Origin of the sequence: Salinispora mooreana (assembly GCF_000379065.1) — a bacterium.
GTDB lineage: Bacteria > Actinomycetota > Actinomycetes > Mycobacteriales > Micromonosporaceae > Micromonospora > Micromonospora mooreana.
This window is the reverse complement of the sequence record NZ_KB900614.1, coordinates 3,876,133-3,899,854: the sequence shown is the minus strand read 5'-3', so window position 1 is coordinate 3,899,854 and position 23,722 is coordinate 3,876,133. Positions and strand designations below refer to the sequence as shown.

Annotated in this window: 23 protein-coding genes and 1 pseudogene; 10 read left to right on the top strand and 14 right to left on the bottom strand. The window is 70.2% G+C overall.

The annotated features are described in order from the left end of the window. Nucleotides 1-86: 86 nt before the first annotated feature. The gene (locus SALPAC6_RS0118550) at nucleotides 87-638 is read right to left on the bottom strand and encodes a phosphoribosyltransferase family protein (protein WP_018254855.1); all 552 of its coding nucleotides are present in this window, start codon (nucleotides 636-638) and stop codon (nucleotides 87-89) included. A 174-nt stretch (nucleotides 639-812) separates the two neighbouring features. Between SALPAC6_RS0118550 and SALPAC6_RS0118545 the strand changes: the two genes are divergently transcribed. The 4 genes from SALPAC6_RS0118545 (at nucleotide 813) to SALPAC6_RS0118530 (ending at nucleotide 5,130) form a co-directional block, all read left to right on the top strand. Then, nucleotides 813-1,469 carry a septal ring lytic transglycosylase RlpA family protein gene (locus SALPAC6_RS0118545; RefSeq protein ID WP_018254854.1) on the top strand — a complete coding sequence of 219 codons (657 nt, stop codon included), beginning with the start codon at nucleotides 813-815 and terminating at the stop codon, nucleotides 1,467-1,469. 100 nt (nucleotides 1,470-1,569) lie between these two features. Further along, on the top strand, nucleotides 1,570-2,697 hold the full coding sequence (locus SALPAC6_RS0118540; RefSeq protein ID WP_018254853.1) for a PP2C family protein-serine/threonine phosphatase: 1,128 nt from the start codon (nucleotides 1,570-1,572) through the stop codon (nucleotides 2,695-2,697). Between the two features lie 82 nt (nucleotides 2,698-2,779). Next, nucleotides 2,780-4,633: an acyl-CoA dehydrogenase gene (locus tag SALPAC6_RS0118535; protein ID WP_018254852.1), complete on the top strand. Its 1,854-nt coding sequence runs from the start codon at nucleotides 2,780-2,782 to the stop codon at nucleotides 4,631-4,633. Between the two features lie 227 nt (nucleotides 4,634-4,860). Next, the gene (locus tag SALPAC6_RS0118530; RefSeq protein ID WP_018217865.1) at nucleotides 4,861-5,130 is read left to right on the top strand and encodes a DUF6458 family protein; all 270 of its coding nucleotides are present in this window, start codon (nucleotides 4,861-4,863) and stop codon (nucleotides 5,128-5,130) included. A 52-nt stretch (nucleotides 5,131-5,182) separates the two neighbouring features. On the opposite strand, the gene SALPAC6_RS0118525 is transcribed toward SALPAC6_RS0118530, so the two are convergent. Together SALPAC6_RS0118525 and SALPAC6_RS0118520 are read right to left on the bottom strand one after the other, a co-directional pair. Then, nucleotides 5,183-5,719, bottom strand: coding sequence for a SixA phosphatase family protein (locus SALPAC6_RS0118525; protein ID WP_018254851.1), 537 nt, complete (start codon nucleotides 5,717-5,719; stop codon nucleotides 5,183-5,185). Nucleotides 5,720-5,838: 119 nt separating this feature from the next. After that, on the bottom strand, nucleotides 5,839-6,777 hold the full coding sequence (locus SALPAC6_RS0118520; protein ID WP_018254850.1) for a GlxA family transcriptional regulator: 939 nt from the start codon (nucleotides 6,775-6,777) through the stop codon (nucleotides 5,839-5,841). 121 nt (nucleotides 6,778-6,898) lie between these two features. On the opposite strand from SALPAC6_RS0118520, the gene SALPAC6_RS0118515 reads away from it, so the two are divergent. From SALPAC6_RS0118515 to SALPAC6_RS0118505, 3 genes are read left to right on the top strand one after another with little or no spacing between them, the layout of a single operon-like run. After that, nucleotides 6,899-7,591 carry a DJ-1/PfpI family protein gene (locus SALPAC6_RS0118515; RefSeq protein WP_018254849.1) on the top strand — a complete coding sequence of 231 codons (693 nt, stop codon included), beginning with the start codon at nucleotides 6,899-6,901 and terminating at the stop codon, nucleotides 7,589-7,591. Beyond that, complete coding sequence (locus tag SALPAC6_RS0118510) at nucleotides 7,588-8,064, top strand: DUF2269 family protein (RefSeq protein ID WP_018254848.1); 477 nt, start codon at nucleotides 7,588-7,590, stop codon at nucleotides 8,062-8,064. The genes SALPAC6_RS0118515 and SALPAC6_RS0118510 overlap by 4 nt, the downstream gene beginning before the upstream one ends. Further along, complete coding sequence (locus tag SALPAC6_RS0118505) at nucleotides 8,061-8,342, top strand: hypothetical protein (protein ID WP_018254847.1); 282 nt, start codon at nucleotides 8,061-8,063, stop codon at nucleotides 8,340-8,342. The genes SALPAC6_RS0118510 and SALPAC6_RS0118505 overlap by 4 nt, the downstream gene beginning before the upstream one ends. A gap of 117 nt (nucleotides 8,343-8,459) precedes the next feature. Here the strand turns inward: SALPAC6_RS0118505 and trhA are convergent, their stop codons facing one another. Then, nucleotides 8,460-9,137: a PAQR family membrane homeostasis protein TrhA gene (trhA, locus tag SALPAC6_RS0118500; RefSeq protein ID WP_018254846.1), complete on the bottom strand. Its 678-nt coding sequence runs from the start codon at nucleotides 9,135-9,137 to the stop codon at nucleotides 8,460-8,462. Between the two features lie 150 nt (nucleotides 9,138-9,287). On the opposite strand from trhA, the gene SALPAC6_RS0118495 reads away from it, so the two are divergent. From SALPAC6_RS0118495 to SALPAC6_RS0118485, 3 genes are read left to right on the top strand one after another with little or no spacing between them, the layout of a single operon-like run. After that, nucleotides 9,288-9,944, top strand: coding sequence for a 5-oxoprolinase subunit B family protein (locus tag SALPAC6_RS0118495; protein WP_018254845.1), 657 nt, complete (start codon nucleotides 9,288-9,290; stop codon nucleotides 9,942-9,944). Continuing rightward, nucleotides 9,941-10,858 (top strand): 5-oxoprolinase subunit C family protein, encoded by a 918-nt coding sequence (locus tag SALPAC6_RS0118490; RefSeq protein ID WP_018254844.1) that lies wholly within the window; start codon nucleotides 9,941-9,943, stop codon nucleotides 10,856-10,858. The genes SALPAC6_RS0118495 and SALPAC6_RS0118490 overlap by 4 nt, the downstream gene beginning before the upstream one ends. Next, nucleotides 10,833-11,600, top strand: coding sequence for a LamB/YcsF family protein (locus SALPAC6_RS0118485; RefSeq protein ID WP_018254843.1), 768 nt, complete (start codon nucleotides 10,833-10,835; stop codon nucleotides 11,598-11,600). Before SALPAC6_RS0118490 ends, SALPAC6_RS0118485 begins: the two co-directional genes overlap by 26 nt. A 50-nt stretch (nucleotides 11,601-11,650) precedes the next feature. Here the strand turns inward: SALPAC6_RS0118485 and SALPAC6_RS0118480 are convergent, their stop codons facing one another. The 10 genes and pseudogenes from SALPAC6_RS0118480 to SALPAC6_RS0118440 all read right to left on the bottom strand — a co-directional run bounded on the left by SALPAC6_RS0118480 (nucleotide 11,651) and on the right by SALPAC6_RS0118440 (nucleotide 23,403). Then, nucleotides 11,651-13,489 (bottom strand): NHL domain-containing thioredoxin family protein, encoded by a 1,839-nt coding sequence (locus SALPAC6_RS0118480; RefSeq protein ID WP_018254842.1) that lies wholly within the window; start codon nucleotides 13,487-13,489, stop codon nucleotides 11,651-11,653. Between the two features lie 79 nt (nucleotides 13,490-13,568). Then, nucleotides 13,569-13,697 (bottom strand): hypothetical protein, encoded by a 129-nt coding sequence (locus SALPAC6_RS30835; RefSeq protein ID WP_018254841.1) that lies wholly within the window; start codon nucleotides 13,695-13,697, stop codon nucleotides 13,569-13,571. 199 nt (nucleotides 13,698-13,896) lie between these two features. Then, entirely contained in the window at nucleotides 13,897-16,143 is a 2,247-nt protein-coding gene (locus SALPAC6_RS0118470) for an LppU/SCO3897 family protein (RefSeq protein ID WP_026189817.1), read from the bottom strand. 362 nt (nucleotides 16,144-16,505) lie between these two features. Then, nucleotides 16,506-16,643 (bottom strand): hypothetical protein, encoded by a 138-nt coding sequence (locus SALPAC6_RS29735; RefSeq protein ID WP_018254840.1) that lies wholly within the window; start codon nucleotides 16,641-16,643, stop codon nucleotides 16,506-16,508. A 228-nt stretch (nucleotides 16,644-16,871) separates the two neighbouring features. Then, nucleotides 16,872-18,338: a dihydrolipoamide acetyltransferase family protein gene (locus SALPAC6_RS0118460; protein ID WP_018254839.1), complete on the bottom strand. Its 1,467-nt coding sequence runs from the start codon at nucleotides 18,336-18,338 to the stop codon at nucleotides 16,872-16,874. Nucleotides 18,339-18,343: 5 nt separating this feature from the next. Beyond that, nucleotides 18,344-19,333: an alpha-ketoacid dehydrogenase subunit beta gene (locus tag SALPAC6_RS0118455; protein ID WP_018254838.1), complete on the bottom strand. Its 990-nt coding sequence runs from the start codon at nucleotides 19,331-19,333 to the stop codon at nucleotides 18,344-18,346. After that, nucleotides 19,333-20,508 (bottom strand): pyruvate dehydrogenase (acetyl-transferring) E1 component subunit alpha, encoded by a 1,176-nt coding sequence (pdhA, locus tag SALPAC6_RS0118450; protein WP_018254837.1) that lies wholly within the window; start codon nucleotides 20,506-20,508, stop codon nucleotides 19,333-19,335. Before pdhA ends, SALPAC6_RS0118455 begins: the two co-directional genes overlap by 1 nt. A 464-nt stretch (nucleotides 20,509-20,972) precedes the next feature. Then, nucleotides 20,973-21,095 carry a hypothetical protein gene (locus SALPAC6_RS30830; RefSeq protein WP_263404718.1) on the bottom strand — a complete coding sequence of 41 codons (123 nt, stop codon included), beginning with the start codon at nucleotides 21,093-21,095 and terminating at the stop codon, nucleotides 20,973-20,975. A 32-nt stretch (nucleotides 21,096-21,127) separates the two neighbouring features. Then, nucleotides 21,128-21,319, bottom strand: a pseudogene (locus SALPAC6_RS31310) (hypothetical protein); the annotation flags it as partial. A 449-nt stretch (nucleotides 21,320-21,768) separates the two neighbouring features. After that, on the bottom strand, nucleotides 21,769-23,403 hold the full coding sequence (locus SALPAC6_RS0118440) for an IS1634 family transposase (protein WP_020493603.1): 1,635 nt from the start codon (nucleotides 23,401-23,403) through the stop codon (nucleotides 21,769-21,771). Nucleotides 23,404-23,722 lie beyond the last annotated feature (319 nt).

Below are 23,722 nucleotides of genomic sequence, written 5' to 3'. Positions count from 1 at the left end.
CGCACCGACTGACCTCGGGTAGCCGAGCTGCACCGACTGGCCTCGGTGACCGACTGCACCGGCGACCGGGCTATCTCGGTTGTGGCTCAGGGGGTGAGGTTGGCGCCGGTGAGCAGGCTCTGGATCCGGAGCTCGCCTGCGACTTCCGCGGGACAGTCGGCCACCACGGTGGCGGTGCCGATCGGGGTGGCGCCCCGGGCTGCGCAAATGTCGTAGAGGGCGCGTACCTGGGCTCCGGTGGAGACCCAGTCGTCCACCACCAGCACCCGGTCTCCGGCGTTGAGGTTCCGGTTTCGCACGGCCAGGTCGAGCCGACGCCCGCGATAGTCTGGCGGGCCCTGTGCCCAGGTGAGCGTGCCCGGAGGGAGGCGGCCGTCGCCAGGCTTGTGGGCCGCGACGAAGCCGATGCCGAGCGCGGTCGCGGCGAGCGGTCCGAGCAGGTAGCCGGTGACCGCCGGGGAGATCACCACTGTTGGCCGGGAGTGCCGGAAGGGCTGGACCAGGGCCGGGCCGAGGCTGCCCAGCATCACCGGGTCCCGCCACCAGCCGGAGATATCACTGACCAGGTGGGTGGCGCCCGGTCCCGGGTCGATCCAACGGATCAGCTCGGCGAGACGTCCACTCAACTCGGGGCGCATACCGTCATTCTGGTCCACCGCTCGTGATCGGCTAGCCGGACCATTGCCGATCGGATGATCGGCTATTCGTTTCACCGTAAATCGGGCAATAACTCCATGATCACGTTGACTTCGGATGTGCTTCGCTCGTTACGGTCCGACCCGCTTTGTTCAGTTAGCGAAAGGATCGGGCTGGTGGCCGGCAGGCATACGCGTACCCGAAGGGTCTCCCCGACCGGCGTCGCGGCAACCGCGGCGATCGGTGTCGTGCTCGCGATCGGTGGGACGGTGGGCACCGTCCGGCTGACCTCCGCCAACGAGTCCGACCGGTCCGTCGCGGTCGTGCCGACCACGGTTGGCTCTCCGTCCGCCACAGCCGCCCCGCTCTCCGCGTCGCCGAGCGTCTCGCCGAGCACCAGCGCCCCGTCCGCTTCGGCCGTGAGCCCCACGCGGCCCCGGAAGACCCAGGCGCCGTCCCGGAGCAAGTCGAGATCGACGACGCCGCAGCCGGCCGCGACGACGTCAACCAGCGCCGCCCCGACGCCGACCAGCGCCGCTCCGACCGTGGTGGAGACCGGGTCCTGCGGCGCCTCCCACTACTCCGAGGGGCAGCTCACGGCGAGCGGCGAAGTCTTTGACCCATCGGCGATGACGGCCGCCCACAAGACCCTGCCGTTCGACACGATGGTGCGGGTCACCAACCCGGTTACCAGCACGTCGGTGACTGTGCGGATCAACGACCGGGGCCCGTTCATCACGGGGCGCTGCATCGACCTGTCCCAGGCGGCCTTCGCTGTGATCGCCCCACTGAGCGCGGGGCACGTCGAGGTTCGGTACGAGGTGTTGGGCTGAGCCCACCGTCAACCGCGAACGGCTTCCGGGGGTGACCCACACAGTCAGAACCACCTCAGATGTCAGGTCAGGTTCATTCAACGACCACTGTCCATCAGGCATGCTGTCCCTCGTACGCACACAGCTCTCCCGGCTGGGCCGCGGCCCACTGGGCCCCGGATCCCGCGCCGGCCTCGGCGCGGCCGTTGCCCTGCTCGTAATCGTCTCGGCCCTGGAGAGCGCCGACGGCCGTGGGGCCAACTACATCGCTCTGCTGATCGCTGCCCCGTTCCTGGCCGCTGCCCTGGCCTCCTGGCAGGTGGTGCTGGGGGTAGGGGTTGCAGCCGTCTGCCTTGGCGTCGGCTTCGCGTTGGCCGAGGGGGTCGGTTCGCTGGCGGCTGCGGTCGCGGTGGCTGGCATCGCCCTGGGCGCCACGTTGGCGGCCACCATGGCGTCAATCCGGCAGCGACAGACCGAGCGGATCGAGGAGCTGTCGAGGCTCGCCACGGTTGCTCAGCAGGCGGTGCTCTGTCCGCTCGGCCCGCAGGTCGGCTCCTTGGCCATCGCCGCCCGGTACATCTCCTCCACGGCCACCGCGGAGATCGGCGGCGACCTGTACGAGGCCCTGGACACGCCGTACGGCGTACGCATGATTATTGGGGATGTTCGGGGTAAGGGCCTGGACGCGGTCCGGTTGGCCAGCATCGTGCTGGGCTCCTACCGACATGTGGCGTACGAGCGGGCCGACCTGCGCGCGGTCGTCGCGGACCTGGACCGGGCGGTGGCCCGGAGCGGGGGTGACGAGGACTTCGTGACCGCGGCTCTGGTCGAGGAGCGGGGTGGCACCCTGACCATCGTGAACTGTGGACATCCGGCGCCGCTGTTGCTGCGTCGGGGTGCGGTGATCGCGTTGGAGCCGCCGGCGCCGGCTCCGCCGCTGGGGTTCATGCCGGCGGTCCGGGCCCGGGTGGAGCGGTTGGAGCCGGGCGACCGGCTGCTGTTGTTTACCGACGGGCTCGGTGAGGCCCGGCGGGACGGCGAGTTCTTCCCGACCACCGATCGGGCCTGGCGGTTGCTCGGGCACGGCACCGTCGGCGACGGGCTGGCGTCCCTGGAGGCGGCGTTGGTCGAGTGGGTGTATGACCGGCTCGACGACGACATCGCGCTGGTTCTGACGGAGTACACCGGTGCCCGGACCGGGGGTTCGGCCGCCGTGCCGAGTTGGGAGGTCGGCACGGCGGAGGGGTGAAGGGCTTGTCGTTGCCTACCCGCGAGTAATACAGTCGGAGTTACTGATCGGTAACACGCGTCCGGAAGCGGGGCCAGCGACCATGACCCACTACAAGAGCAACCTTCGGGACCTTGAATTCAACCTGTTCGAGGTGTTCGGGGCGGACCGGGCGTTCAGCCATGCTCCCTATACAGAGCTGGATGTCGACACCGCCCGTAGCTTCCTCGCCGAGGTCGACCGCCTGACCCGGGAAGACCTGGCAGCCAGCTACACGGACAGCGACCGCAACCCGCCGGTCTTCGACCCGGCGACGCACACCGCGCCGCTGCCAGAGTCGTTCAAGAAGTCGTACCGCCGGTTCATTGACGCCGAGTTCTGGCGGCTGGACCTGCCCGAGGCGCTCGGCGGTAGCAACGCACCCCGTGCCCTCTGGTGGTCGCTCGCCGAGCTGGTGTTGGGCTCCAACGCCGCGGTCTGGATGTACGCTTCCGGCCCGTCGTTCGCGCACGTCCTGCATGTTGAGGGCACCGAGCAGCAGCGAAAGTGGGCCCAGCTCTTCATTGACCAGGGCTGGGGCTCCACAATGGTGCTGACCGAGGCGGATGCCGGCTCGGATGTCGGCGCCGGCCGCGCCCGCGCCATCCCGCAGCCGGACGGCTCGTGGCACATCGAGGGCGTCAAGCGCTTCATCACCTCCGGTGAGCATGACCTCAGCGACAACATCGTCCACTATGTGCTGGCCCGGCCGGTCGGTGTCGAGGGCGCGGGCGGGCCGGGCACCAAGGGCCTCTCCCTCTTCGTGGTGCCGAAATACCACTTCAATGAGGAGACCGGCGAGCTGGGCGAGCGCAACGGCGTCTTCGCCACCAACGTCGAGCACAAGATGGGCCTGAAGGTGTCGAACACCTGCGAGCTGACCTTCGGCGAGCACGGCGTGCCGGCGCAGGGCTGGCTGCTGGGCGAGAAGCACGACGGCATCCGGCAGATGTTCATGATCATCGAGTACGCCCGGATGATGGTTGGTACGAAGGCGATCGCCACCCTCTCCACCGGCTACCTGAACGCGCTCGAGTACGCCAAGAGCCGGGTGCAGGGCGCCGACCTGACCCAGTTGACCGACAAGAGCGCTCCCCGGGTCACGATCACTCATCACCCGGACGTACGCCGTTCGCTGCTGCTGCAGAAGTCGTACGCCGAGGGGCTGCGGGCCCTGGTCTGCTACACCGCAACCTGGCAGGACAAGGTCGCCATCGCCGAGGCGGCCGGCGACGAGAAGACCGTCAAGCTCGCCAAGCGGGTCAACGATCTGCTGCTGCCGCTGGTCAAGGGGGTCGGCTCGGAGCGGGCGTACGAGCTGCTCGGCCACGAGTCCCTCCAGACCTTTGGCGGCTCCGGCTTCCTCCAGGACTACCCGCTGGAGCAGTACGTCCGGGACGCCAAGATCGACACCCTGTATGAGGGCACCACGGCGATCCAGAGCCTCGATCTGATCTTCCGCAAGGTCGTCCGGGACAACGGCAAGGCCCTGATGGCGGTCGCCAGCGAGATCCAGGAGTTCATCGCCGCCGAGGGTGGCAACGGTCAGCTCAAGGAGGAGCGGCAGGCGCTCGGCCGCGCTCTCGGTGAGATTCAGAGCATCCTTGGCACGCTGACCGGCTGGTTGGGTGAGGCGCAGGGCGGCGAGACCCGGGCGCTCTACAAGGTCGGCCTGAGCAGCCGCCGGTTCCTGCTCGCCATCGGCGACCTGGTGGTGGGCTGGCTGCTCCAGCGGCAGGCCGACGTGGCGCTGACGGCGCTCGCCGGTGACGCCGGCACTGACCGGGACTTCTACACCGGCAAGGTGGCCGCCGCCCGGTTCTTCGCCCGCGAGGTGCTGCCGCGCATCGGTGCCGATCGGCGCATCATCGAGAACGTCGACCTGAGCGTCATGGACCTCCCGGAGGAGGCGTTCTGACCCGATTCGGAGGTCAGGGTTGATCCGGGGGCAGACCCGGCAGAAGCGACGGCCGGCGGGATGACCCGCCGGCCGTCGCGTTGGCTTCGACGCTCGCGCCGCATCGTGACCCCGCCGGGGTCGGGGTTCCCGGCCCGGATGGGGGTAGCACCCGGCGGCGGCGGGTAACCGGCATCAGGTCAGGCAGAGAACGCCCAGAAGCCATCGCACGGGGGAGTGCAGCGCACATGGGCATTGGTAGCGGTATTTTCCTGATCGCCCTCGGGGCGATCCTCACCTTCGCGGTCCGGGCCAACGTCTGGTGGGTTGACCTGCGTGCGGTCGGTTGGGTCTTCATCCTGGCCGGGCTGGCAGTCCTCCTCACCACGGTGTGGTTCTGGCAGGACCGGCGCAAGCGGGCGCGGACGCTGATCGTGGAGGAGAACCGGCTGTCGCATCCGACCGCGATGATGCCACCGCCGCCGGATCCGCCGCCGCCGACAGCGCCGCCGTCCTGAGTGGCGGGATGAGCCGCCGCGACCCGATGGCGGCTCATCCCTGGCGGGCGGCTCAGCCGCGGGCGGTGTGCTCGGCGGTGATGACCGTGTCCCGGCGGCCGAGGCCGGCCCACTCCGCCGTCGTGCGGTGCACCACGGCCTGACCGGTCCGTTGTGGGTCCCGGTCCGCCTGCTCAGAGTCGAGCAGTATCGACAGCTGCGAGACGCCGGGGTTGTGGGCGATCAGCAACACCGTCCGGGCGGTCGGTTCGACCCGCCGCACCAAGGCCAGCAGATCCGCCGGGTGCGCCTCATACGCGTCGTCGGCGTAGTGCACGTCGGGTGCCGGACCCGCGGAGCCGCCCTCCGGTGGCGCTCCGGTCATGCCCATCGCCACGCCGTGCCAGGTTTCCCGGGTGCGGCGAGCCGAGGAGCAGATCACCACGTCCGGGAGGAGCCCGTGGTGGGCCAGCCACGCGCCGGCCGCCGCCGCGTCCGCTCGCCCCCGGGCCGTCAGCGGCCGATCCACGTCCGGTTGGTCGCCGTTGGGCTCCGCCTTCGCGTGCCGAAGCAACACCAGCGTGCGGTTTTGGGCGTACGCGTCCGTCATGCCCCCAGCTTGCCTGATCGGCGATCCGACCGCCCGGCTACGTCGATGCTGTCGGCGGTGTTCTGCTGGTGAACAGTGCGACGAACTCCTCGACGCGAATCGACCGGCCGCTGCTCGCCTCACAGTCGGAAGGTTCTGCGATAGGCGCCTGGTGTGGTGCCGACGACCTCCTGGAATTGCGCACGAAAGTTGCTCGTGCTGGTGAATCCGGTCTGGTTCGCTACGCGGTCGATTGTGTAGTCGGTGGTTTCCAGGAGCTCCTGGGCGTGACGAATCCGGACACCGGCTACCCATTGCATCGGGCTCTGCCTGGTCTCGACGGCGAATCGCCTGGTCAGGGTGCGTGCGCTCATCTTCGCGGCGGCGGCGAGGTCGGCGAGCGTGAGGGCCCGATGTGCGTTGGTCTCGATCCAGGCGAGGACGGGTTCGAGGGATGAGGTTCGCACGGGCTGCCGGTTCCGCAGGATGTACTGCGCCTGTCCGCCGCCTCGGTGCAGTGGGGCCACGGCGAGGCGTGCCGCATCCGCGGCCACCGCCGCGCCGTAGTCGGTGTGAATCACGTGCAGGCACAGGTCCAGTCCGGACGCGGCGCCGGCAGAGGTGAGAATACTGCCGTTGTCGATGTAGAGCACGTCGGGGTCCACCTGGATCGACGGGTGTCTGCGCGCAAGTTGTTCCGCGGCGAGCCAGTGGGTCGTGGCCCTCATGTTGTCGAGTAGTCCCGCCTCTGCCAGCGTGAACGCTCCGACGCAGATGGAGGCGAGGCGAGTGCCCTTGGCCGCGGCCGCACGCAGGGCTGTGAGCACCGAGGGCGGGGAGGGCCGCAAGGGGTCGTTGCGGCCGGGCACCAGGACCAGGTCGGCGCGATCGAGCGCATCCAGCTGCTCGCTGACTGCCAGCCGCACCGGCCCGGCGTCGACGACATCGTCGGGCCCTGCGACGAGGACCCGGTACCCCGGCCGACCGTCTGGCAGGCGGACACGTCCGAACGTCTCAACCGGTGTGGCCAGATCAAAGGCAATCACATCCGGCAGAGCGAGCACGACGACCGTATACACACCTGCATAGTAGGCCTCCCTGACCCTGGCGAGATTCAGGCGTTACATGGCTTAGTAGCCACTATTGGGAGACGCTCGGCTGCCCAACCATGGAGTGCACCTACACGTGAGGGGACTACCGATGCCTACGCTTCGCGCCCAGTTCGTGCTCTTCGACGGCTTCGATCTGCTCGATGTCATCGCTCCACTCGAGGTGCTTTCCGCGGGCAGCGCCGCCCTCGGCGGCGTACTCGAATGTGTGCTGGTGAGCGAGTCGGGACGGGACAGCGTCCCGTCGGGAGCCGCCGGCCTCTGCCTCCCCGCCAGCGCCGCGCTGGAGCCGGAGGTGCCCGGCTACGTCATCGTTCCGGGTGCGTCCGGGCCCGTCGACGGCGACCCGGACGCAGGCGAGCTGACCGTTCCCGCGCTGCTCGGGCGGTTCGCCGGAAGTCCGGCGATGGCACTCGTCGCCCGGGCTCTCGCCGCGCCGCGGGTCACCGTCGTCGCCGTCTGCGGCGGCGGGCTCGCGCTCGCCATGGCGGGCCTGCTGGAGGGGAGAACAGCCACCACCCACCACCTCGGCATCGATCGACTGGAGTCCATCGGTGTGAACGCGGTCCGGGCGCGGGTCGTCGACGACGGTGACCTCGTCACCGGCGGCGGTGTCCTGTCCGGCGTCGACGTAGCCCTCTACCTGCTCGAACGTGACTTCGGCTGCGCTGCTGCCCGTGCCGTCGAGGACCTCTTCGAGTTCGAGCGCCGCGGCACCACCTGGAAAGCGCCTGTCGGACGCCTGCTCCGCACACCTGTCAGCGAGCAGCGAGTGCGGGCATGAGCGCCTTCCTGCTGTCGGTCCACGTCCTGGCCGCGATCCTCACCATCGGCCCAGTCGCTGTCACCGCAAGCATGTTTCCTCGCTTCGCGCGACTCGCGCTCGACAAGTCAGCTGATCCCCGCCGCGGTGCCGTCGTCCGCGTCCTGCACCGGATCACCCGTAACTACGCCGTGATCGGCGTACTCGTTCCCGTGTTCGGGCTCGCTACCGGTGCCAGTATCGGTGTCCTCGGTGACGCGTGGCTGATCGTGTCCATTGTTCTCACCGCCGGTGCCGGCGCGATGCTCATCGGCGTCGTCCTGCCCGGGCAGCGTCGCACCCTGCGCTGCCTTGATGTGGGTGCGAAACCCGCGGACCTCGCCCGGGTCGTGCCCCGCCTGGGCATGCACGCCGGAATCTTCAACCTGCTCTGGGCGATCGTGGTGGTTCTGATGATCTATCGGCCGGGATCGACGACGGGGGTCGGACTGTGAACCCCCGTCTCCTGCTGCGGGTCGTCGGCTCAGTCGAACTGGCCACCCTCGCGCTGATGCTCCTGAACATCGTCACCGTGCACACGCCTACCGTCTCCCGCATCCTCGGACCGGTACACGGACTGGCCTACACCCTCACAGTCCTCGCCGCGGCCCTGGTCATGCAGCGGCGCCATCGAGTCTGGCTGATCGCTCTCGTGCCTGGTGTCGGTGGGCTGCTGGCGGCTCGTGTCGCGGCACCAGAACCCGTGGCGACCGGGTCTGACGTCGACCGGTAGCACCGGACGGCGTCGACCCTGTGCGCGCCGGTAAGGGTCACCACGCCATGACATGCCAGAAACCACCATGCCCGAACCGCTCCGATTGCTCGGTGACACCGATCTGGCGACGCACTGCTAGGCGAAGAGGGCGAAGTAGATCGCGATGTGGTGGCAGATCGCGGCGACCAGGGTGCAGGCGTGGAAGAACTCGTGGTGGCCGAAGACGGTGGGCCACGGGTTGGGCCGGCGGAGGGCGTAGCTGACCGCGCCGATGCTGTAGATCGCGCCGCCGACGATCAGCAGGACCAGGGCGGTCACCCCGCCCGCGTGGAGAATGTCCGGCAGCATCGCCACCGCGACCCAGCCGAGCGCCAGGTAGAGCGGCGCGGAGACCCAGCGCGGGGCGTGCGGCCAGATGAGCTTGAGCGCAACGCCCCCGAGCGCGCCGCCCCACACCAGCGCGAGCATGATCGCCGCCGGTCGGGGGTCCAGCAGCAGGACGCAGAACGGCGTGTACGTACCAGCGATGAAGACAAAAATCATCGAGTGGTCCATCCGCCGCATGACCTGGAAACCCCGCTCTGACCACACCCGTCGGTGGTAGAGCCCGCTGGTGCCGAAGAGCCCGCAGACGGTCAGGCTGTAGATCAGGGTGCTGATCAGCGGCGACCAGCCGGACCGGGCAGCGGCAATGGAGCAGAGGACGATCCCGCAGACGACGGCGACGAAGAACGCGTACGTGTGCAGCCAGCCGCGCATCCTCGGTTTGCCGAGGTCGGCCGGCTTGAGGCGGCTTGGTACGGAGGTGGTCACACCAAAAGGTTACGACGCCGTAGGTTACTTGGCGGTAGGGCCTCTGGTCCCGTGAACTCACGCCGCGCGGGTGGGCGGCCAACCGCACCAGCGGGTGTATTGGGCAGCCGGCCTGTTCCGGCAGCCGGTGTGTTCCGGAAAGATGGCGGGATGCGGATTCGGCCGGTCGGGGCGCACGCCCTGCTGCTCGACTGTTCCGACGCCGACCAGGTGGAGGCGTGGCGAGCCGAGCTGTGGCGACGCCGGAAAGAGGGCCACCTGGACGCGGTCGAGATCATCCCGGCGGCCCGCACCGTGCTGCTCGACGGCCTCACCGACGCGGCCCACACCGCCGCACTCCTCGGCACCTGGAACCCGCCCCCCAGCACCGCTGCCACGAGCACCGACACTGCCAGCGCCTCCACCACCAGCACCGGCAGTGGAGGCACCGGCGCTGTCGAGGTTCCGGTGCGCTACGACGGGACGGACCTGCCGACCGTCGCCGGCTTCTGGGACGTCGCCGTGCCGACCGTCGTACGCCGGCTCATCGCCACCGAGTTCCGGGTGGCCTTCTGCGGCTTCGCGCCCGGCTTCGCGTACCTGACCGGGTTGCCCGCCGGGCTGGCCGTGCCCCGGCTGCCGACCCCTCGCCCCCGGGTACCGGCCGGCTCCGTCGCGCTGGCCGGTCCGTACGCCGGGATCTATCCGACCGCCTCGCCCGGCGGCTGGCTGCTCGTCGGCCACACCGACCTGCCCCTGTTCGACGTGCACGCCGACCCGCCGGCCCGGCTCACGCCCGGCACCCTGGTGCGGCTGGTCCCGGCATGACCGGCACCCGGCCCGCCGGGCCGAAGTCATCCGACGTGCCCGCAGCCGGCCGTGACGTGGTCGCGGTGCTGCGGGCCGGCATGCTCACCACCGTGCAGGATCTCGGCCGGCCCGGCTGGGCGCACCTCGGCGTGCCGCGCTCCGGTGCCCTCGACCCGGGCGCGCTCCGACTGGCCAACCGGCTGGTGGGCAACCCGGAGAGCGCCGCCGGTCTGGAGATCACCCTGACCGGGTGCGAGCTGCGGTTTCGTCGCGCCACCACCGTCGCTATCACCGGGGCGGACGCGCCCGTCCACGTCGGTGAACGTCCCGGTGACGTGGGGCGGCCGCTCGCGGTCCCAGCGGGCGCGGCGGTGCGGGTCGGTCCACCCCGCACCGGGCTGCGGTCCTGGCTCGCCGTCGCCGGCGGGATCGCCGTCGAACCGGTGCTCGGCAGCCGGGCCACCGACACCCTCTCCGGGCTCGGCCCGCCCCCGCTGCACGACGGCGACCGGCTCCCCGTCGGTGCCCCGACCGGCCCGCCCGCCCCGGTGGATGTCACCGTGACCGTGCCGGCCCCGGACGAGGTACGGCTGGCGCTGCACCTCGGCCCACGCGCCGACTGGTTCACCCCACCCGCACTCGACCTGCTGTTCGGTACGGCCTACACCCTGACCCCGGTCAGCAACCGCGTCGGCGCTCGCCTCTCCGGGGCGCCGCTGCCCCGCGCGGTGTCGGGGGAGCTGCCCAGCGAGGGCCTCGTGCTCGGTGCGGTGCAGGTGCCGGCGGATGGCCAACCCCTGGTCTTCCTCGCCGACCATCCGACCACCGGTGGATACCCGGTTGTCGGGGTGGTGGTTGACGTGACCCCACTTGCGCAGGCCCGGCCAGGGACTACGGTGAGGTTCTATGGACCTCAACGCGGATCTCGGTGAGGGCCTCGGCGTCTGGCGGCTCGGTGACGATGCCGCGCTGCTGGACCTGGTCACCTCCGCCAACGTCGCCTGCGGCTTCCACGCGGGCGACGCCGTCACCATGCGCCGGGTCTGCGCCGGGGCTGCCGAGCGCGGAGTCATGGTGGGCGCCCAGGTTGGCTACCGGGACCTGGTCGGCTTCGGCCGCCGGCACATCGCGTACGAGTTCGCCGAGCTGCGCGACGAGGTCATCTACCAGCTCGGCGCTCTCGACGGGTTCTGCCGGGTCGCCGGGACGCGGGTCCGCTACCTCAAGCCGCACGGTGCGCTCTACCACGCCGTCACCTACGACGAGTCCCAGGCGGCGGCGGTGGTCGCCGCAGTCGCCGACTATGACGATCAGCTCTCCCTGCTCTGCCCGTCCGGCTCGGTGCTCGCCCAACTCGCGAACGGGGCCGGGCTGCGAGCGATCAGCGAGGGCTTCGCCGACCGGGGCTACCAGCCCAACGGCAGGCTGGTGCCTCGGGGCGCACCGGATGCGCTGGTCACCGACGCGGAGCAGATGGCCCAGCAGGCCCTCCGGATGGCCACCGAGCAGGCGGTGGTGGCGGTCGACGGCACCGTGATTCCCTGCCCGGTCCAGTCGATCTGCCTGCACGGCGACACCCCCGGTGCGGTGCGCTGCGCCGAGCTGATCCGCGCCGTGTTGGTTGACGCGGGGGTCCCGCTCGCCCCGTTCAGGGGTACCGCGGGGCGGGCGTAGCAGCGTCGCGGGACCCGTGACGGTCCAGGCGCGGGGACTCCCGCGCCGGTTCAGGCGTCCATGCCGCGTAGCACCAGCGGGAGGCGGTCGGTGGCGTCGTCAACCACCCAGATCGGCACACCCCAATCCTGCCGGGTCAGGTGGCACGCGGCGTGCGCCACGTCGGCGTCGCAGGTCGCCGCCTGGGCGGTCACCTGGAGCACCCCCTCGGGGACCGAGTCGTTGATCCTCAACCGGCGGGTCAGCTCGGTGCCGGTGCCCGCGCCGTCCAGCAGCAGCTCCGGCGGGGACGCCGTGACCACCAGCCGGGTGGACGGCCCGTAGCTGTCGTCGAGCTTCTGACCGGGTGCCGGGGTGAAGATGACCTCCAGGGTCACCTCGCCCGCGCGTAGCTCGGTCGGCCTCCGCTCGGTGCGGTGCCGTGGGCCGTCGACTGTGCTGGCCCCGGCGGCGGTGAGCGCGCCCGACGCAAGCCGGGTCAGCCGGTGGGCGGCGGACTCCACGACCAGCACCCCGCCGTCCGGGGTGAGCAACAGGTCGCTCGGCTCGGCGAGCCCGTCGGCGACCGTGCCGACCGAGTCCGAGTCCGGGTCGTAGCGGCGGACCGCCCCGTTGTACGTGTCGGCGATCAGCACCGATCCGTCCGGCAGCGCGCAGACCCCCAGCGGATGCTGGAGTAGCGCCTGCGCCGCCGGCCCGTCAATGTGTCCGAACTCGAAGAGCCCCTGCCCGACAACAGTGGTCAGGGTGCCGTTCTCGACGTAGCGGACCGCGCTGGTCTCGCTGTCGGCCACCCAGAGCCGGCTACCGTCGGCGGAGACCGACAGGCCGGAGGGCTGGGCCAGCCACGCCTCGGCCAGCGGGCCGTCCTTGCGGGCCTCGACGGTGCTGCCCGCGTACATGCCGGCGGTGCGCTTCACCGGGTCGAACCACCAGAGCTGGTGGATGCCGGCCATGGCGATCACCAGGCGGCCGTCAAACCAGGCCAGGTCCCAGGGGGAGGAGAGGTCGACCGAGCGGGCGTCGTGGGCGTGGTCATCCACGGTGGAACGCCACTGCCGGCCGGTGCCGGCCACGGTGACCACCTCGCCGGTGCCGAGGTGTACGCCGCGCAGCAGGTGGTTGACGGTGTCGGCGACGACCAGGTCGTAGCCGACCAGCCGGGAGACGTGTGCCGGGAGGAGGCAGAGCCCCTGCGGCTCGGCGAAGGTGGCCGCCGTGGCCGGCCCGTCGGCCCGGCCGCGCGCGCCGGTGCCGATCCGGCGGAGCAGCGTCTCGCCGTCGGGGGCCAGCTCCGCGAGGGAGTGCCGGGCCGAGTCCGACACCAGCAGGTTCCCATTATCGAGTACGACGCCCTTGCCGGGGAAGCGGAGCGTGGTCTCCGGCTCGGCGGGGGGCACGTACGGGCCGTCGCCCCGGTGCAGGGTGCCCTTGGCCTCGTGGGTGGCGATCAGGTCGTCCACGAGCCGGACCAGGCCCTCGGCGTGCCCCTCACCGGCCATCGTGGACACCACGTACCCCTCGGGGTCGATCACGGCCAGGGTCGGCCAGGCCCGGGCGGCATACTGCTGCCACATGTTCAGTTCCGGGTCGTCGAGCACCGCGTGGTGTACGCCGTACCGTTCGACGGCGTCGGCCAGGGCGTCCGGGTCCTTCTCGTGTTCGAACTTGGGCGAGTGGACGCCGATGACCACGAGTACGTCGGCGTACTTCTGCTCGATGGAGCGGAGCTCATCGAGCACGTGCAGGCAGTTGATGCAGCAGAAGGTCCAGAAGTCGAGGACCGTAATTCGGCCCCGAAGGTCGGCCAGGGTCAGGTCTCGTCCGCCGGTGTTCAGCCAGCGACGGCCCTTCAACTCGGGCGCTCGGACGCGCGGCGCGGTAGCCATGGGGCAACCCTCCCACGGCAACGACGCAGGTGCCCCCGTGGATGAGCGAACGTGATGCGGAAAACGACGCGGGCCCTTTCTAGGGGCTGTGTTGGTCGGTGGCGTCGGTCAGCCAGGCTTCCTGGCTGTCGGTCAGCGTGGCTTCCTGGCTGTCGGCCAGCAGGCTGATGGGTTCCGTGATGTCGACGATGGTGACCGGCACCGTCACCCCCGCCTCCTGGATCGGTTGGGCGGGGGAGGTTCCATCTCCAGCCCGCTGCCATCGGTCATAAACCCGATCGACTGGATGCCGGTGCGCCGATCACGCGTGGTGTTCATGTCATCCACGCCGGCAGGTTGACCGGCAGGTTCGCTGGGTGGCTCGGGGCCACAGTCGACCTGTGGCCCCACCATCGTGTTGGGGCTGGTCAGCTGGTCTTTTCGAGGCAGAGCACCCGGTTACCGCCGGAGCCGGTGAGCTTCACGTGCGGCTGGGTCGGGTCGGTGCACTCGTCACTGGTGTTCACCTTCGACACCACTGTGTGTGCCTCGGTGTCACCGCAGTCCACCGCCACAGCCGTTTCACCTGACTGTTTGACGCAGCTTCCGACCGCTGGGTCGAAGCTCTGTGCCGAGTCGCTGCCGCCGATTTTGCCGAGCAGCACGAGCAGGCCCAGTGGTATAGCCAGGATCAGCACCGCAGCGACGAGCACCGCGGCCAACACCCGGCCGTTACGGACCTTCGGGGCGGGCGCGTCGGCCGCCGGCTCGGCGATCGGCTGGAACGCGTCAAAGCGGCTCTGCTCCGGGTCCGGACTGGCCGGGCCGGTCTGGCCCCAGGGCTGGGCCGGGGACGGTGCCTGCTTCCAGGCCTGGGTGGCGGGCGGTGCCGTCGGCTGGGCCTGGTCCCGTGCCGGGGTTGGCGGTTGGGCCTGGTCCCAGGCCTGGGTGGGGGGCGGTGCCTGGTCCCAGGCCGGGGCCGTGGGCTGGGCCGGCGGTGAGAACGCCGACTCGGGCTGCGGGGGGAAGGCAGTGGTGCTGTTGACGCTGGCGGCACCCGTCACCGGCTCGCCGAAGCGGTCGGCGGGGCGTTCCTCGCCGGGATGCGGCTTGGTGCCATTGACCGGTCGTTCGCTGGCCGGGGCGTCGGCGAAGGTGGGGATGCTCGGCGGGAAGGGCGCCGCGGGAGCCGGCACGACGGGCGCGTAGCCGGGGGGATCGGCGGGCCAATCCTCGCTGGCACGACCGAAGCCACTCTCCGGGCCGAAACCGCCGTCCGGGCGTAAGCCGCTCTCCGGGCTGGGTCCGGTGTCCGGGCCGAAGCCTCGGTTGGCACCGAGCCCGGTGTCCCGGCCAGGACCCTCCGGATCGAATCGCTGGGCGTCGGCCTGATAGCCCTCGGGCTCCGCCGGTTCCGGCGCGGGGCGGCCATACACGCGTGGCTGCGGCGCTGGCGTGGGAGGAACCTGCGCCTGGTCCGTCGGAGGCATCACCCGGCTGGCTAGCGGCACAGCGGCGCTGGCCGAGACGCCGCCGGACACCGCCGGGGGCGCGGGCTGTTCAGCGGACTCCGGGGAGGTACGCGGCGCGGGCACCGCCGGGGGTGCGGGGGGCTCGCCCGGCCCCGCCGGTGGGGGCCATCCGTGCTGGTCTGCCTCATGTCCGAGGCCGGGGCGAGCCGGCTCCGGGGCACCCGGCGGCGGCACGGCAGCCGGCGGTGGTGGCGCGGCGAAGTCGGCCGGTGGCGGCGGAGCAGCGGCTGGTGGTGGCGGCGCGGCGAAGTCGGTCGGTGCGCCGGCCGCGAGGCTGGCGCCGGGCACCCGCTGCTCCTGCGGCGGGAGCGGGACCGCATTGGCCGGAGAGATGCCCGGGCCCGGCGCCGGTTGGTAGACCGGAGGTGCTCCGGGACCCGCCGGCTCCTGCCCGGCAGCCGCCGAGCGTTCGGCGTTACCCCAGGCCTCCTCCGGCGCCCACGGTTCGACGCCGGGCATGTTCAGCCCATCGCCTGCGCTGCGTGGCGCCGGTACCCAGGGCTGTGCGGGACGCTCGCCGGGCGCGGCCATGCCGGCGTGGCCCGACGGCTCCCCGAGCTGCCAGCCGCCCTCGTTGCTGGCGGCGACAGCGGGGCTTCCGGGTACCCAGGCGGCCGCCTCCGGTGCCCAGCCGCCCGACGGGGCCGGATCTGGTTGGCCAGCTCCGGCGTTCCACTCGGGTGTCGGCTCCGGCCGCCCGCCCGCCGGGATGTCTGCCATGGGCTGGCTGGGCGCCGGCGGGGGCACCTGCGCGGTGGCCCGGACGACCGGGGGTGGCTGCTGCGCCCAGGCCGGTTCGGCGGCCGGGGGTGGGGCCCAGGTCGTCTCGGGTGGGCCGCCGCGCCCTGGCTCCGGCTGCGGCACCCCCGCATCCGGGGCCCACTGCGCCGAAGCGGGAGCCGGGTTCGGCTCCGGCGGTTGAGCGGTACCCCACGCGGGTGCCGGTGGTGCGCCGGTTCCCCAGGCGGGCCTGGCCGGGGTTGGGTGCGCGGGGGGCGGAGGGGCCCAGCCCAGATCCGGCTGCCCGGCGGCGTGCCCGCTGTCCTGCCTTGCCGGCCAGTCGCCGTATGGCGTCGGTCCGCCAGCGCCCGGCGACGCCTCTTCCGGCTGCTGGCCGGGGTGGTGCGTGCCTTCGGACGTCATGCGTGCGCCTCCTCCATCAGCTTCGGCCGCGGACGCCGGTGCGCGACACGGCAACCGGCATCGCCGGACCGTGGGCCCCGGCCCGCTCTCCGCACCGTATCCGGTCCTCCTCAAGGGAGGTTTCGGGAGCGTCGGGCCGCTACTCCGTGTTGCCGGGCGGTTTCGATTGGGTTCGATCCGGAACCGCCCTGCCGCATCGGCGGGCGACGACCGGACACCACCGTACCGGGCGGCGGGTGATGGCGAAATCCCGGTGTCAGCCGTCACAGGACCCGGTCGACGCGTGCGCGCCGCGGAACGCCGAAGCCCGCCCGGCGGAGCCGGACGGGCTTCGGTGGGGAGGCGAGAAACTCGTGGGCGGGTCAGTACATCTGACGCTGCGCGATGGTGAGGATCTCGTCGCGGACCGCCGGCGAATTGGCGGAACGCAGCGCGCGCTCGATGGCACGGGCGCGGCGGCTGGCGTCGCGACGGCTGCGGAATCGGTCGATCATGCTCATGGGTCTCACTCCTGGCTATTCGGTTGTCGGTAGCCCCTGCTGACACCAATTGAAACGCAACCGGGTCCGAGATCGCCAACGATTCTTAGGTGAGCTGGGACACGAGCCGAAAAATCTAAGGTGGCCTGGCCGTTTGACTGAAGGTGCCTCACCAACGGCGACGGCCGGTGTGCCGGGGCGTCAACCCCAGGCACACCGGCCGTCAGTGGACCAGCCGATCGCTACCGGTCAGCTCCAGGCGAGCAGCGCCGCCTCCGGATCGGCGAGGAAGTCGCCGATGTCCCGCAGGAAGCGCGACCCGAGTTCCCCGTCGATGATCCGATGGTCGAACGAGAGACCCAGCGTGGTGACCTGGCGGGGGCGGACCTTGCCCTTGTGCACCCATGGCATCTTGCGGACCGCGCCGAAGGCCAGGATCGCCGACTCACCCGGGGGCAGAATCGGGGTACCGGTGTCCACGCCGAAGACCCCCACGTTGGTGATGGTCAACGTGCCGCCGGACATGTCCGCCGGTGAGGTCTTTCCGGCCTTGGCGGTCTGAACGAGATCGGTCAGCGAGTCCGCCAGCTCCCGCAGGGTGAGCCGCCCCGCGTCCTTCACGTTCGGCACGATGAGACCGCGCTCGGTTGCCGCCGCGATGCCAAGGTTGACGTAGTCCTTGACGACGATCTCCTCGCCCGCCCAGGTCGAGTTCACCATCGGGTGCCGCCGGACGGCCAACAGCACGGCCTTGGCGACCAGCAGCAGCGGGGAGACCCGGACATCCCGCCACTCCCGCCGCTGACGGAGCCGGTCCAGGGCCTTCATCGCCCGGGTCATGTCGACGGTCAGGAACTCCGTCACGTGCGGCGCGGTGAACGCCGATCGGGACATGTTCTCCGCGGTCAGCTTCCGGACCCCCTTGACCGGGATCCGCTGCTCGCGGTGCACCCCGACGTTGGCCGCCGTGCTACCGACCAGCGCGGCCGCCGCCAGCGGTTCAGCCGCCGCCGGGGTGGCGCTTGCTGCCTGCCGTACGTCCTCCCGGCTGATCGAGCCGTGCGGACCCGACCCGGTCAGGGTGGACAGGTCGACCCCGAGATCCTTCGCGAGCTTGCGTACCGGGGGCTTGGCCAGCACCCGAGCGCCGCCGGCCGGACCGCTGTGCCCGTTGCCCGCCGTACTCGGCCCGCTGACCACCGGCGCGGGAGCCGGCTGGGCCGGTACGGGAGCGGGCTGGGCCGGTACGGGAGCGGGCTGGGCTGGCGCGGCCGGAGCGACACCCTTGCGGGGGCGGCGCTTCGCGGCGGTGGTACGCGGGCCGTAACCCACCAGTACGGGGGTGCGCTTACCGGACTCGGCATCGTTGTTCTGGCCGGACTCGGCCGCACCCCTGGCGGCCTCCCCCGCCGCTGACGAGGCCTCCGCGGCGTCGTCGGCCGGTTCCGGCGTCTCCAGCGGGCCGGCGGCCGGGTCGGTGTCGATCGCGATGATCGGTGTGCCGACCTCGACGGTCGCGCCCTCCGCGTGGAAGATCGACTGCACCCGGCCGGCCCACTTCGCCGGGATCTCGACCGCCGCCTTGGCGGTCTCCACCTCGACGATGGGCTGGTTCAGCTCAATGGTGTCGCCCACCTTGACGAGCCAGCTGAGGATCTCCCCCTCGGTCAGGCCCTCGCCCAGGTCGGGCAGGTTGAATTCCTTGACTCGTGACATCTCACTCACCAGCCGAAGGTGCGGTCGACGGCGTCGAGCACCCGGTCGAGGTCGGGCAGGTACTCCTCCTCCACCCGGGAGGCCGGGTAGGGGATGTCGTAGCCGGTCACCCGCAGCACCGGAGACTCCAGGGAGTAGAAGCACTCCTCGGTGATCCGGGTCGCGACCTCGGCTCCGAGGCCGATGTTCGACGGCGCCTCGTGCACCACGACGGCCCGACCGGTGCGGCGTACCGACTCGTACACCTGGCCCAGGTCCAGCGGGGCGAGCGTGCGCAGGTCGATGACCTCCAGCTCACGGCCGTCCTCGGCGGCGGCGGTCGCCGCGTCCAGGCAGGTGCGCACCATCGGCCCGTACGCGATCAGGGTCGCGTCGGTGCCCGGCCGCGCGATCCGGGCGGCCTGAAGCGGGTAGGCCTCCGGCAGCGGCTGGTCGACCTCGACCGGGCCTTTCTCCCAGTAGCGGCGCTTGGGCTCCAGGAACACGATCGGGTCGTCCGACGCGATGGCCTGCTGGATCATCACGTACGCGTCCTGCGGGTTGGCGCAGGTGGCGACCTTGAGCCCGGGGGTGTGGGAGAAGTACGCCTCCGGCGACTCGGAGTGGTGCTCCACCGCCCCGATACCGCCCCCGAACGGAATGCGGATCACCATCGGGATCGTCAACTTGCCGCGGGAGCGGTAGTGCATCTTCGCCACCTGCGACACGATCTGGTCGTACGCCGGGTAGACGAAACCGTCGAACTGGATCTCGCAGACCGGCCGGTAGCCGCGGATGGCCAGGCCGACCGCGGTGCCGATGATGCCCGACTCGGCGAGCGGGGTGTCGATCACCCGCTGGTCACCGAAGTCCTTCTGTAGCCCGTCGGTGATCCGGAACACGCCGCCGAGCTTGCCGACGTCCTCGCCCATGATCACGACCTTCGGGTCGTTCTCCAGGGCCTTGCGCATGCCGGCGTTGAGGGCCTTGCCGAGGGTGAGGGTCTCCGTGGCCATCAGTGCGCGCTCCCCTCGAACGACTCCAGGTACTGCGTGAACTGCGCCCGCTCCTGGTCAACCAGGGGCGATCCGTTGGGGTAGACGTGGTCGAACATGCTGCTCGGCTCCGGGTTCGGCATCTCCAGCACCCGCTCGCGCAGGTGCACCGACTCGCGCTTGGCCTGCTCGTCCACCTCGGCGAAGAAGTCGTCGTCGGCGATCTTCTGCTTTACCAGGAAGGCCTTCATCCGGGCGATCGGATCCTTCGCCTGCCAGGCCTCGACCTCGCTGGCGATCCGGTACCGGGTGGGGTCGTCGGAGGTGGTGTGCGCCCCCATCCGATAGGTGTACGCCTCGATCAGGCTCGGGCCCTGTCCGTGCCGCGCGTTGTCCAGCGCGTGCCGGGTCACCGCGTAGCTCGCCAGTACGTCGTTGCCGTCCACCCGGACGCCGGGGAAGCCGAAGCCGGCGGCCCGTCGGTAGAGCGGAATGCGCGTCTGACGCTCCAGCGGCTCCGAGATGGCGTACTGGTTGTTCTGGCAGAAGAAGACCATCGGCGCGTTGAAGACGCTGGCCCAGACGAACGACTCGTTGACATCGCCCTGGCTGGTGGCGCCGTCGCCGAAGTAGGCGATCACCGCCTCGCCCTCGTCGGTGCCGGTCTTGCCGTCCATGGTGACGCCCATGGCGTACCCGGTCGCGTGCAGGGTCTGCGCCCCGATCACGATCGTGTACATGTTGAACTTGAACTCGTTCGGGTCCCAGCCGCCCTGGTCAACTCCGCGGAACAGGCCCAGCGGCATGATCGGGTCGATGCCCCGGCAGTAGAGGACACCATGTTCCCGGTAGGTCGGGAAGGCCATGTCCTGCGTACGCAGCGCCCGGCCGGAACCGACCTGGGCCGCCTCCTGGCCGAGCAGGCTCGCCCAGAGGCCCAGCTCGCCCTGCCGCTGCAGGGCGGTCGCCTCGGCGTCCAGCTTCCGCACCAGCACCAGGTCCCGGTAGAAGCCGCGGTACTCCTCGTCGGTGAAGTCGACCCGGTACTCCGTGCCGTCCGGCCCGGTCACACTCTCGAGGCGCTCACCTTCGGGGGTGAGCAGCTGTACCAGCTCGGGGTCGCCGGTCGCGCCCTTCCTGGATCGGGGTACGGCCCGCCGGCCGCGGGTGCTGACCCCGGGGTCGCCTTTTGCCATCCGTCTCTCCCTGTCGTGTCTGCGTCGGCGCCGGGGGTAACCCGACGGCACGCAACTCGTGCGCCTGTCCGGCTGCTGCCGGACAAGATCCTGGCGGCCACGCCTAGCCCCGGTGGGGGTTGCCGCGCGGCGTGAGCCGGATCCAGGGGAGTGGATCCGGTTCGGGAGCGCCGGCGCCCAGCCGTACCGCCTGCGGGGTGCGCGGAGGTTCCGGCTGCGTTGCCGTCGTGGTCCATACTCGCATCACACGTGAGCACGCCCACAGTCCGGCCTGCCCGCGTCCTGCCGGGTGCCCGCTTCGTTATCTGGATTCCAGAGTGTCGGCGGCAGTGACGCAACGCCGAACCCAGGATGGTTCGTGTCACTTCCATCGCATTGGCGTGTCGACACGCTGTGCTAGTTGGTACGCCCAGGGTTACTGGGTCAGGGTGATGATACTGCTGGCGCCGCGGCTGCCCGTTGGGTCACTCCCGTCGGCTGAGGATGACGAGGAGGATGGCGTGCCCGAGCCAGGTGACGCGGTGGGTCCTCTCCCCGCCGACGGGCACCGCTCGGTTACCGGCTATCGACGGGTTGTCGGCGCTCACCGTGCCCCCGGCGGCGCAGGTCCCTCCCGTGGCTACCTGTTCACGGTGGCGCTGCTCGCCGGGACCGCCTCCCTGCCGCTGCTCGCCACAGCCGGTGCTGGTTCGGCCCCGATGCCCCCGCCGGCGGACCAGCCATCGCCGTCGTCATCCGCGCCAGCGGTCTCGCCGCCGCCCCCATCGCCGTCCCTCTGGCCCTCCCCTGCGTCGCCGTCCTCCCCTGCGCCCTATCCCGCGTGCGTCGAAACCCACTCGGGCGTGGAGTCGGCTACCGCATATTTAGTCCTTTATGGGTGCGTGCCGGATCTTTTTGATTAGTGGATGAATGATCACGATATCAGATATGTAATTCATGATATTGCTTGCAATGACTTGAGTTCGGGTATTTACTGGCCACGGATTGTGGTTCTGGATCGGGTTTCGGTATTTCCGGCTACACCAGGCGGTGCTGGCTGCGGCAGGATCAGCCAGCCAAGTTGACCTCGTCATTATGGATGTGGGAGTTGTTGTGTCGTTTGGTGATGCCATTCGTTCGCCGCTACCCCCGGCCTGGTCGCCTGAGCCGCTTCGACCGCTGGTCACTGCAGGCCCGGCCGGGTCAATTGACCGCAGGCCGAGCCGCTTAACCACACCCACGCCAGTGTGTTCGTGGTGTGACCTGAGTTCGGTCATTCCGTTAGTGCCTGAGGTTTGCTTGGGTGAGGGCGTCGAGGATGGCTTGTTGTTCGGGGTTGATCTCGGGTGGGAACGTCTGGATGGCGCCGTTGATCGTGAGGGTCGCGGAGCGTAGTGGGCGCAGTTGGCGCAGGACGTTGCGGATCGCGAGTCCGGTGCGGGTTTGGGCTTCGCGAGTGACGGCCAGGGCGGTGAAGACGATGGTCAGGTGCGCTTCGATGGCGGCCCTCGTGTGGTGGAACATGGGTCGGGCGGCGAGATCGGTTTTGGACATGCGGAAGGACTGCTCGATGTGCCACAGGTCGTGGTAGTTGGAGATCACGTCGCTGGGGCTCATCACGGTGTGGGGGATGTTGGTGACGTAGCCCTTGAGGCCGACGAGCTTTCGTGCCCTGGTCAGGGACGCTTCGTCGAGGGTGCGGGCGTCGCCGTTGGTGGTGACGAACCTCGGGTTTCGGGTCGTCTTGTCTCCGGCGATGACGGCTCGTGTTTTCGCCTCTTGGGCGTTGAGGGTCTTGTTGTCCCGGACAGCGCGTGCGGTGGAGTAGGCCCATACCGCCCGCCATGCCGAGGTGTGTGTTTGGGGGTTCCACACCGGTTCGGTCTTGAGTGCGGGGTCGTTGTCTCGGTTGACGCCGGTGCGGGGGGTGATCGTGTCGATGGTCTGCCCGTTGGTGAAGTAGTCGCCGTGCCAGCGGTAGTGCGACTCCAGGTCGATAGGTGCCTTGGTGGTGCGCGAGCCGACGATGAAGCCGAGGCCGGCGTCGTCGAGTTCGCGTAGGTTGGTCGCGGAGAGCATGCCGGCGTCGGCGACGATGACCATGCCGGTGATCTGGTGGCGGGCCTGGAACTGGCGGATGACTGGCAGCAATGTCAATGTCTCGGCCTTGTTGCCCTCAAAGCAGCCGATCTCCAACGGGAACCCGTGCCGGTCAACCAGTAGCCCGACGACGATCTGCGGGTCCACCCGCCGTTCCTTGGAGTACCCGACCTTGCGTAGGTCGTCTTCCTTGTCGGCCTCAAAGTACAACGTGGTCACGTCGTACAGGCACAGACTGACGTCGCCGCTGCCCGTGGCGTGGGCGAAGCACAACCGCGCGACCTGGTCACGGTATGCGCCCTCATGGGCGCGGGCCAGGCTACGGCGCATCGTCTTCTCGCTGGCCGGCTTACGGCCTAAATCGATCAGTACCCGGCCGGTATCGCGGATCGAGGTCGGCTCCACGATCCGCGCGATCACCAAGTCCCGGAAGACCCTGTCACCCACCGCGTCGAATCCCAGCGACGTGAACACCGACACCAGCACCTCATACAGCACCCGCGACGCCGTCGCCACCACCCGCGGCGCAGCGACCAGCGGACTGCGTTCCCGTGAGCCCTCGACATCGAACAACGCCGCGTCACCGGCCGGGCCGACCAGCGCCGCTTTCGGCGCCACCGCATCGATGCCGAGCTCCAACTCGCCCTGCCCAGGATCGGCAATCAGCTCACGAGCCCGCACCATCAACAGCCCCAACTCAGCCTCGGTACGCGCCGAGCCGACATGAGCAACGATCCGCCGACGCCCACCGACGGACTCAGCGATCTGCACCGCCGTCGCGCCCGAGGCCGTCCGGACCCGCCGAATCCACGCCACACACCGAGCGTAAGACACCAATTAGTGCCTCAAAACCAGCCCATCAGAACCCATCACCCCAGGTCAGCGCGCCGCGCCCCGAAACTCCGAGAACCGATGACCAAACTCAGGTGAGCCGCTTCGACCGCTGGTCACTGCAGGCCCGGCCGGGTCAATTGACCGCAGGCCGAGCCGCTTAACCACACCCACGCCAGTGTGTTCGTGGTGTGAGAGGACGTCTGATTCACGTATTTTGTGTGTGTTGTGGTTGTAGTGGTTCTCGCCAGGTTGGGGTGGTTTCGGCGGTGAGGCGTTTGGCGAGGTTGTCGATCATGGCGAG

Coding starts and splice junctions, on each gene's coding strand:
- SALPAC6_RS0118550 (WP_018254855.1), bottom strand. CDS start 638: ATGCGCCCCGAGTTGAGTGGACGTCTCGCCGAGCTGATCCGTTGGATC.
- SALPAC6_RS0118540 (WP_018254853.1), top strand. CDS start 1,570: ATGCTGTCCCTCGTACGCACACAGCTCTCCCGGCTGGGCCGCGGCCCA.
- SALPAC6_RS0118535 (WP_018254852.1), top strand. CDS start 2,780: ATGACCCACTACAAGAGCAACCTTCGGGACCTTGAATTCAACCTGTTC.
- SALPAC6_RS0118530 (WP_018217865.1), top strand. CDS start 4,861: ATGGGCATTGGTAGCGGTATTTTCCTGATCGCCCTCGGGGCGATCCTC.
- SALPAC6_RS0118525 (WP_018254851.1), bottom strand. CDS start 5,719: ATGACGGACGCGTACGCCCAAAACCGCACGCTGGTGTTGCTTCGGCAC.
- SALPAC6_RS0118515 (WP_018254849.1), top strand. CDS start 6,899: ATGCCTACGCTTCGCGCCCAGTTCGTGCTCTTCGACGGCTTCGATCTG.
- SALPAC6_RS0118510 (WP_018254848.1), top strand. CDS start 7,588: ATGAGCGCCTTCCTGCTGTCGGTCCACGTCCTGGCCGCGATCCTCACC.
- SALPAC6_RS0118495 (WP_018254845.1), top strand. CDS start 9,288: ATGCGGATTCGGCCGGTCGGGGCGCACGCCCTGCTGCTCGACTGTTCC.
- SALPAC6_RS0118490 (WP_018254844.1), top strand. CDS start 9,941: ATGACCGGCACCCGGCCCGCCGGGCCGAAGTCATCCGACGTGCCCGCA.
- SALPAC6_RS0118485 (WP_018254843.1), top strand. CDS start 10,833: ATGGACCTCAACGCGGATCTCGGTGAGGGCCTCGGCGTCTGGCGGCTC.
- SALPAC6_RS0118480 (WP_018254842.1), bottom strand. CDS start 13,489: ATGGCTACCGCGCCGCGCGTCCGAGCGCCCGAGTTGAAGGGCCGTCGC.
- SALPAC6_RS0118470 (WP_026189817.1), bottom strand. CDS start 16,143: ATGACGTCCGAAGGCACGCACCACCCCGGCCAGCAGCCGGAAGAGGCG.
- SALPAC6_RS29735 (WP_018254840.1), bottom strand. CDS start 16,643: ATGAGCATGATCGACCGATTCCGCAGCCGTCGCGACGCCAGCCGCCGC.
- SALPAC6_RS0118460 (WP_018254839.1), bottom strand. CDS start 18,338: ATGTCACGAGTCAAGGAATTCAACCTGCCCGACCTGGGCGAGGGCCTG.
- SALPAC6_RS0118455 (WP_018254838.1), bottom strand. CDS start 19,333: ATGGCCACGGAGACCCTCACCCTCGGCAAGGCCCTCAACGCCGGCATG.
- pdhA (WP_018254837.1), bottom strand. CDS start 20,508: ATGGCAAAAGGCGACCCCGGGGTCAGCACCCGCGGCCGGCGGGCCGTA.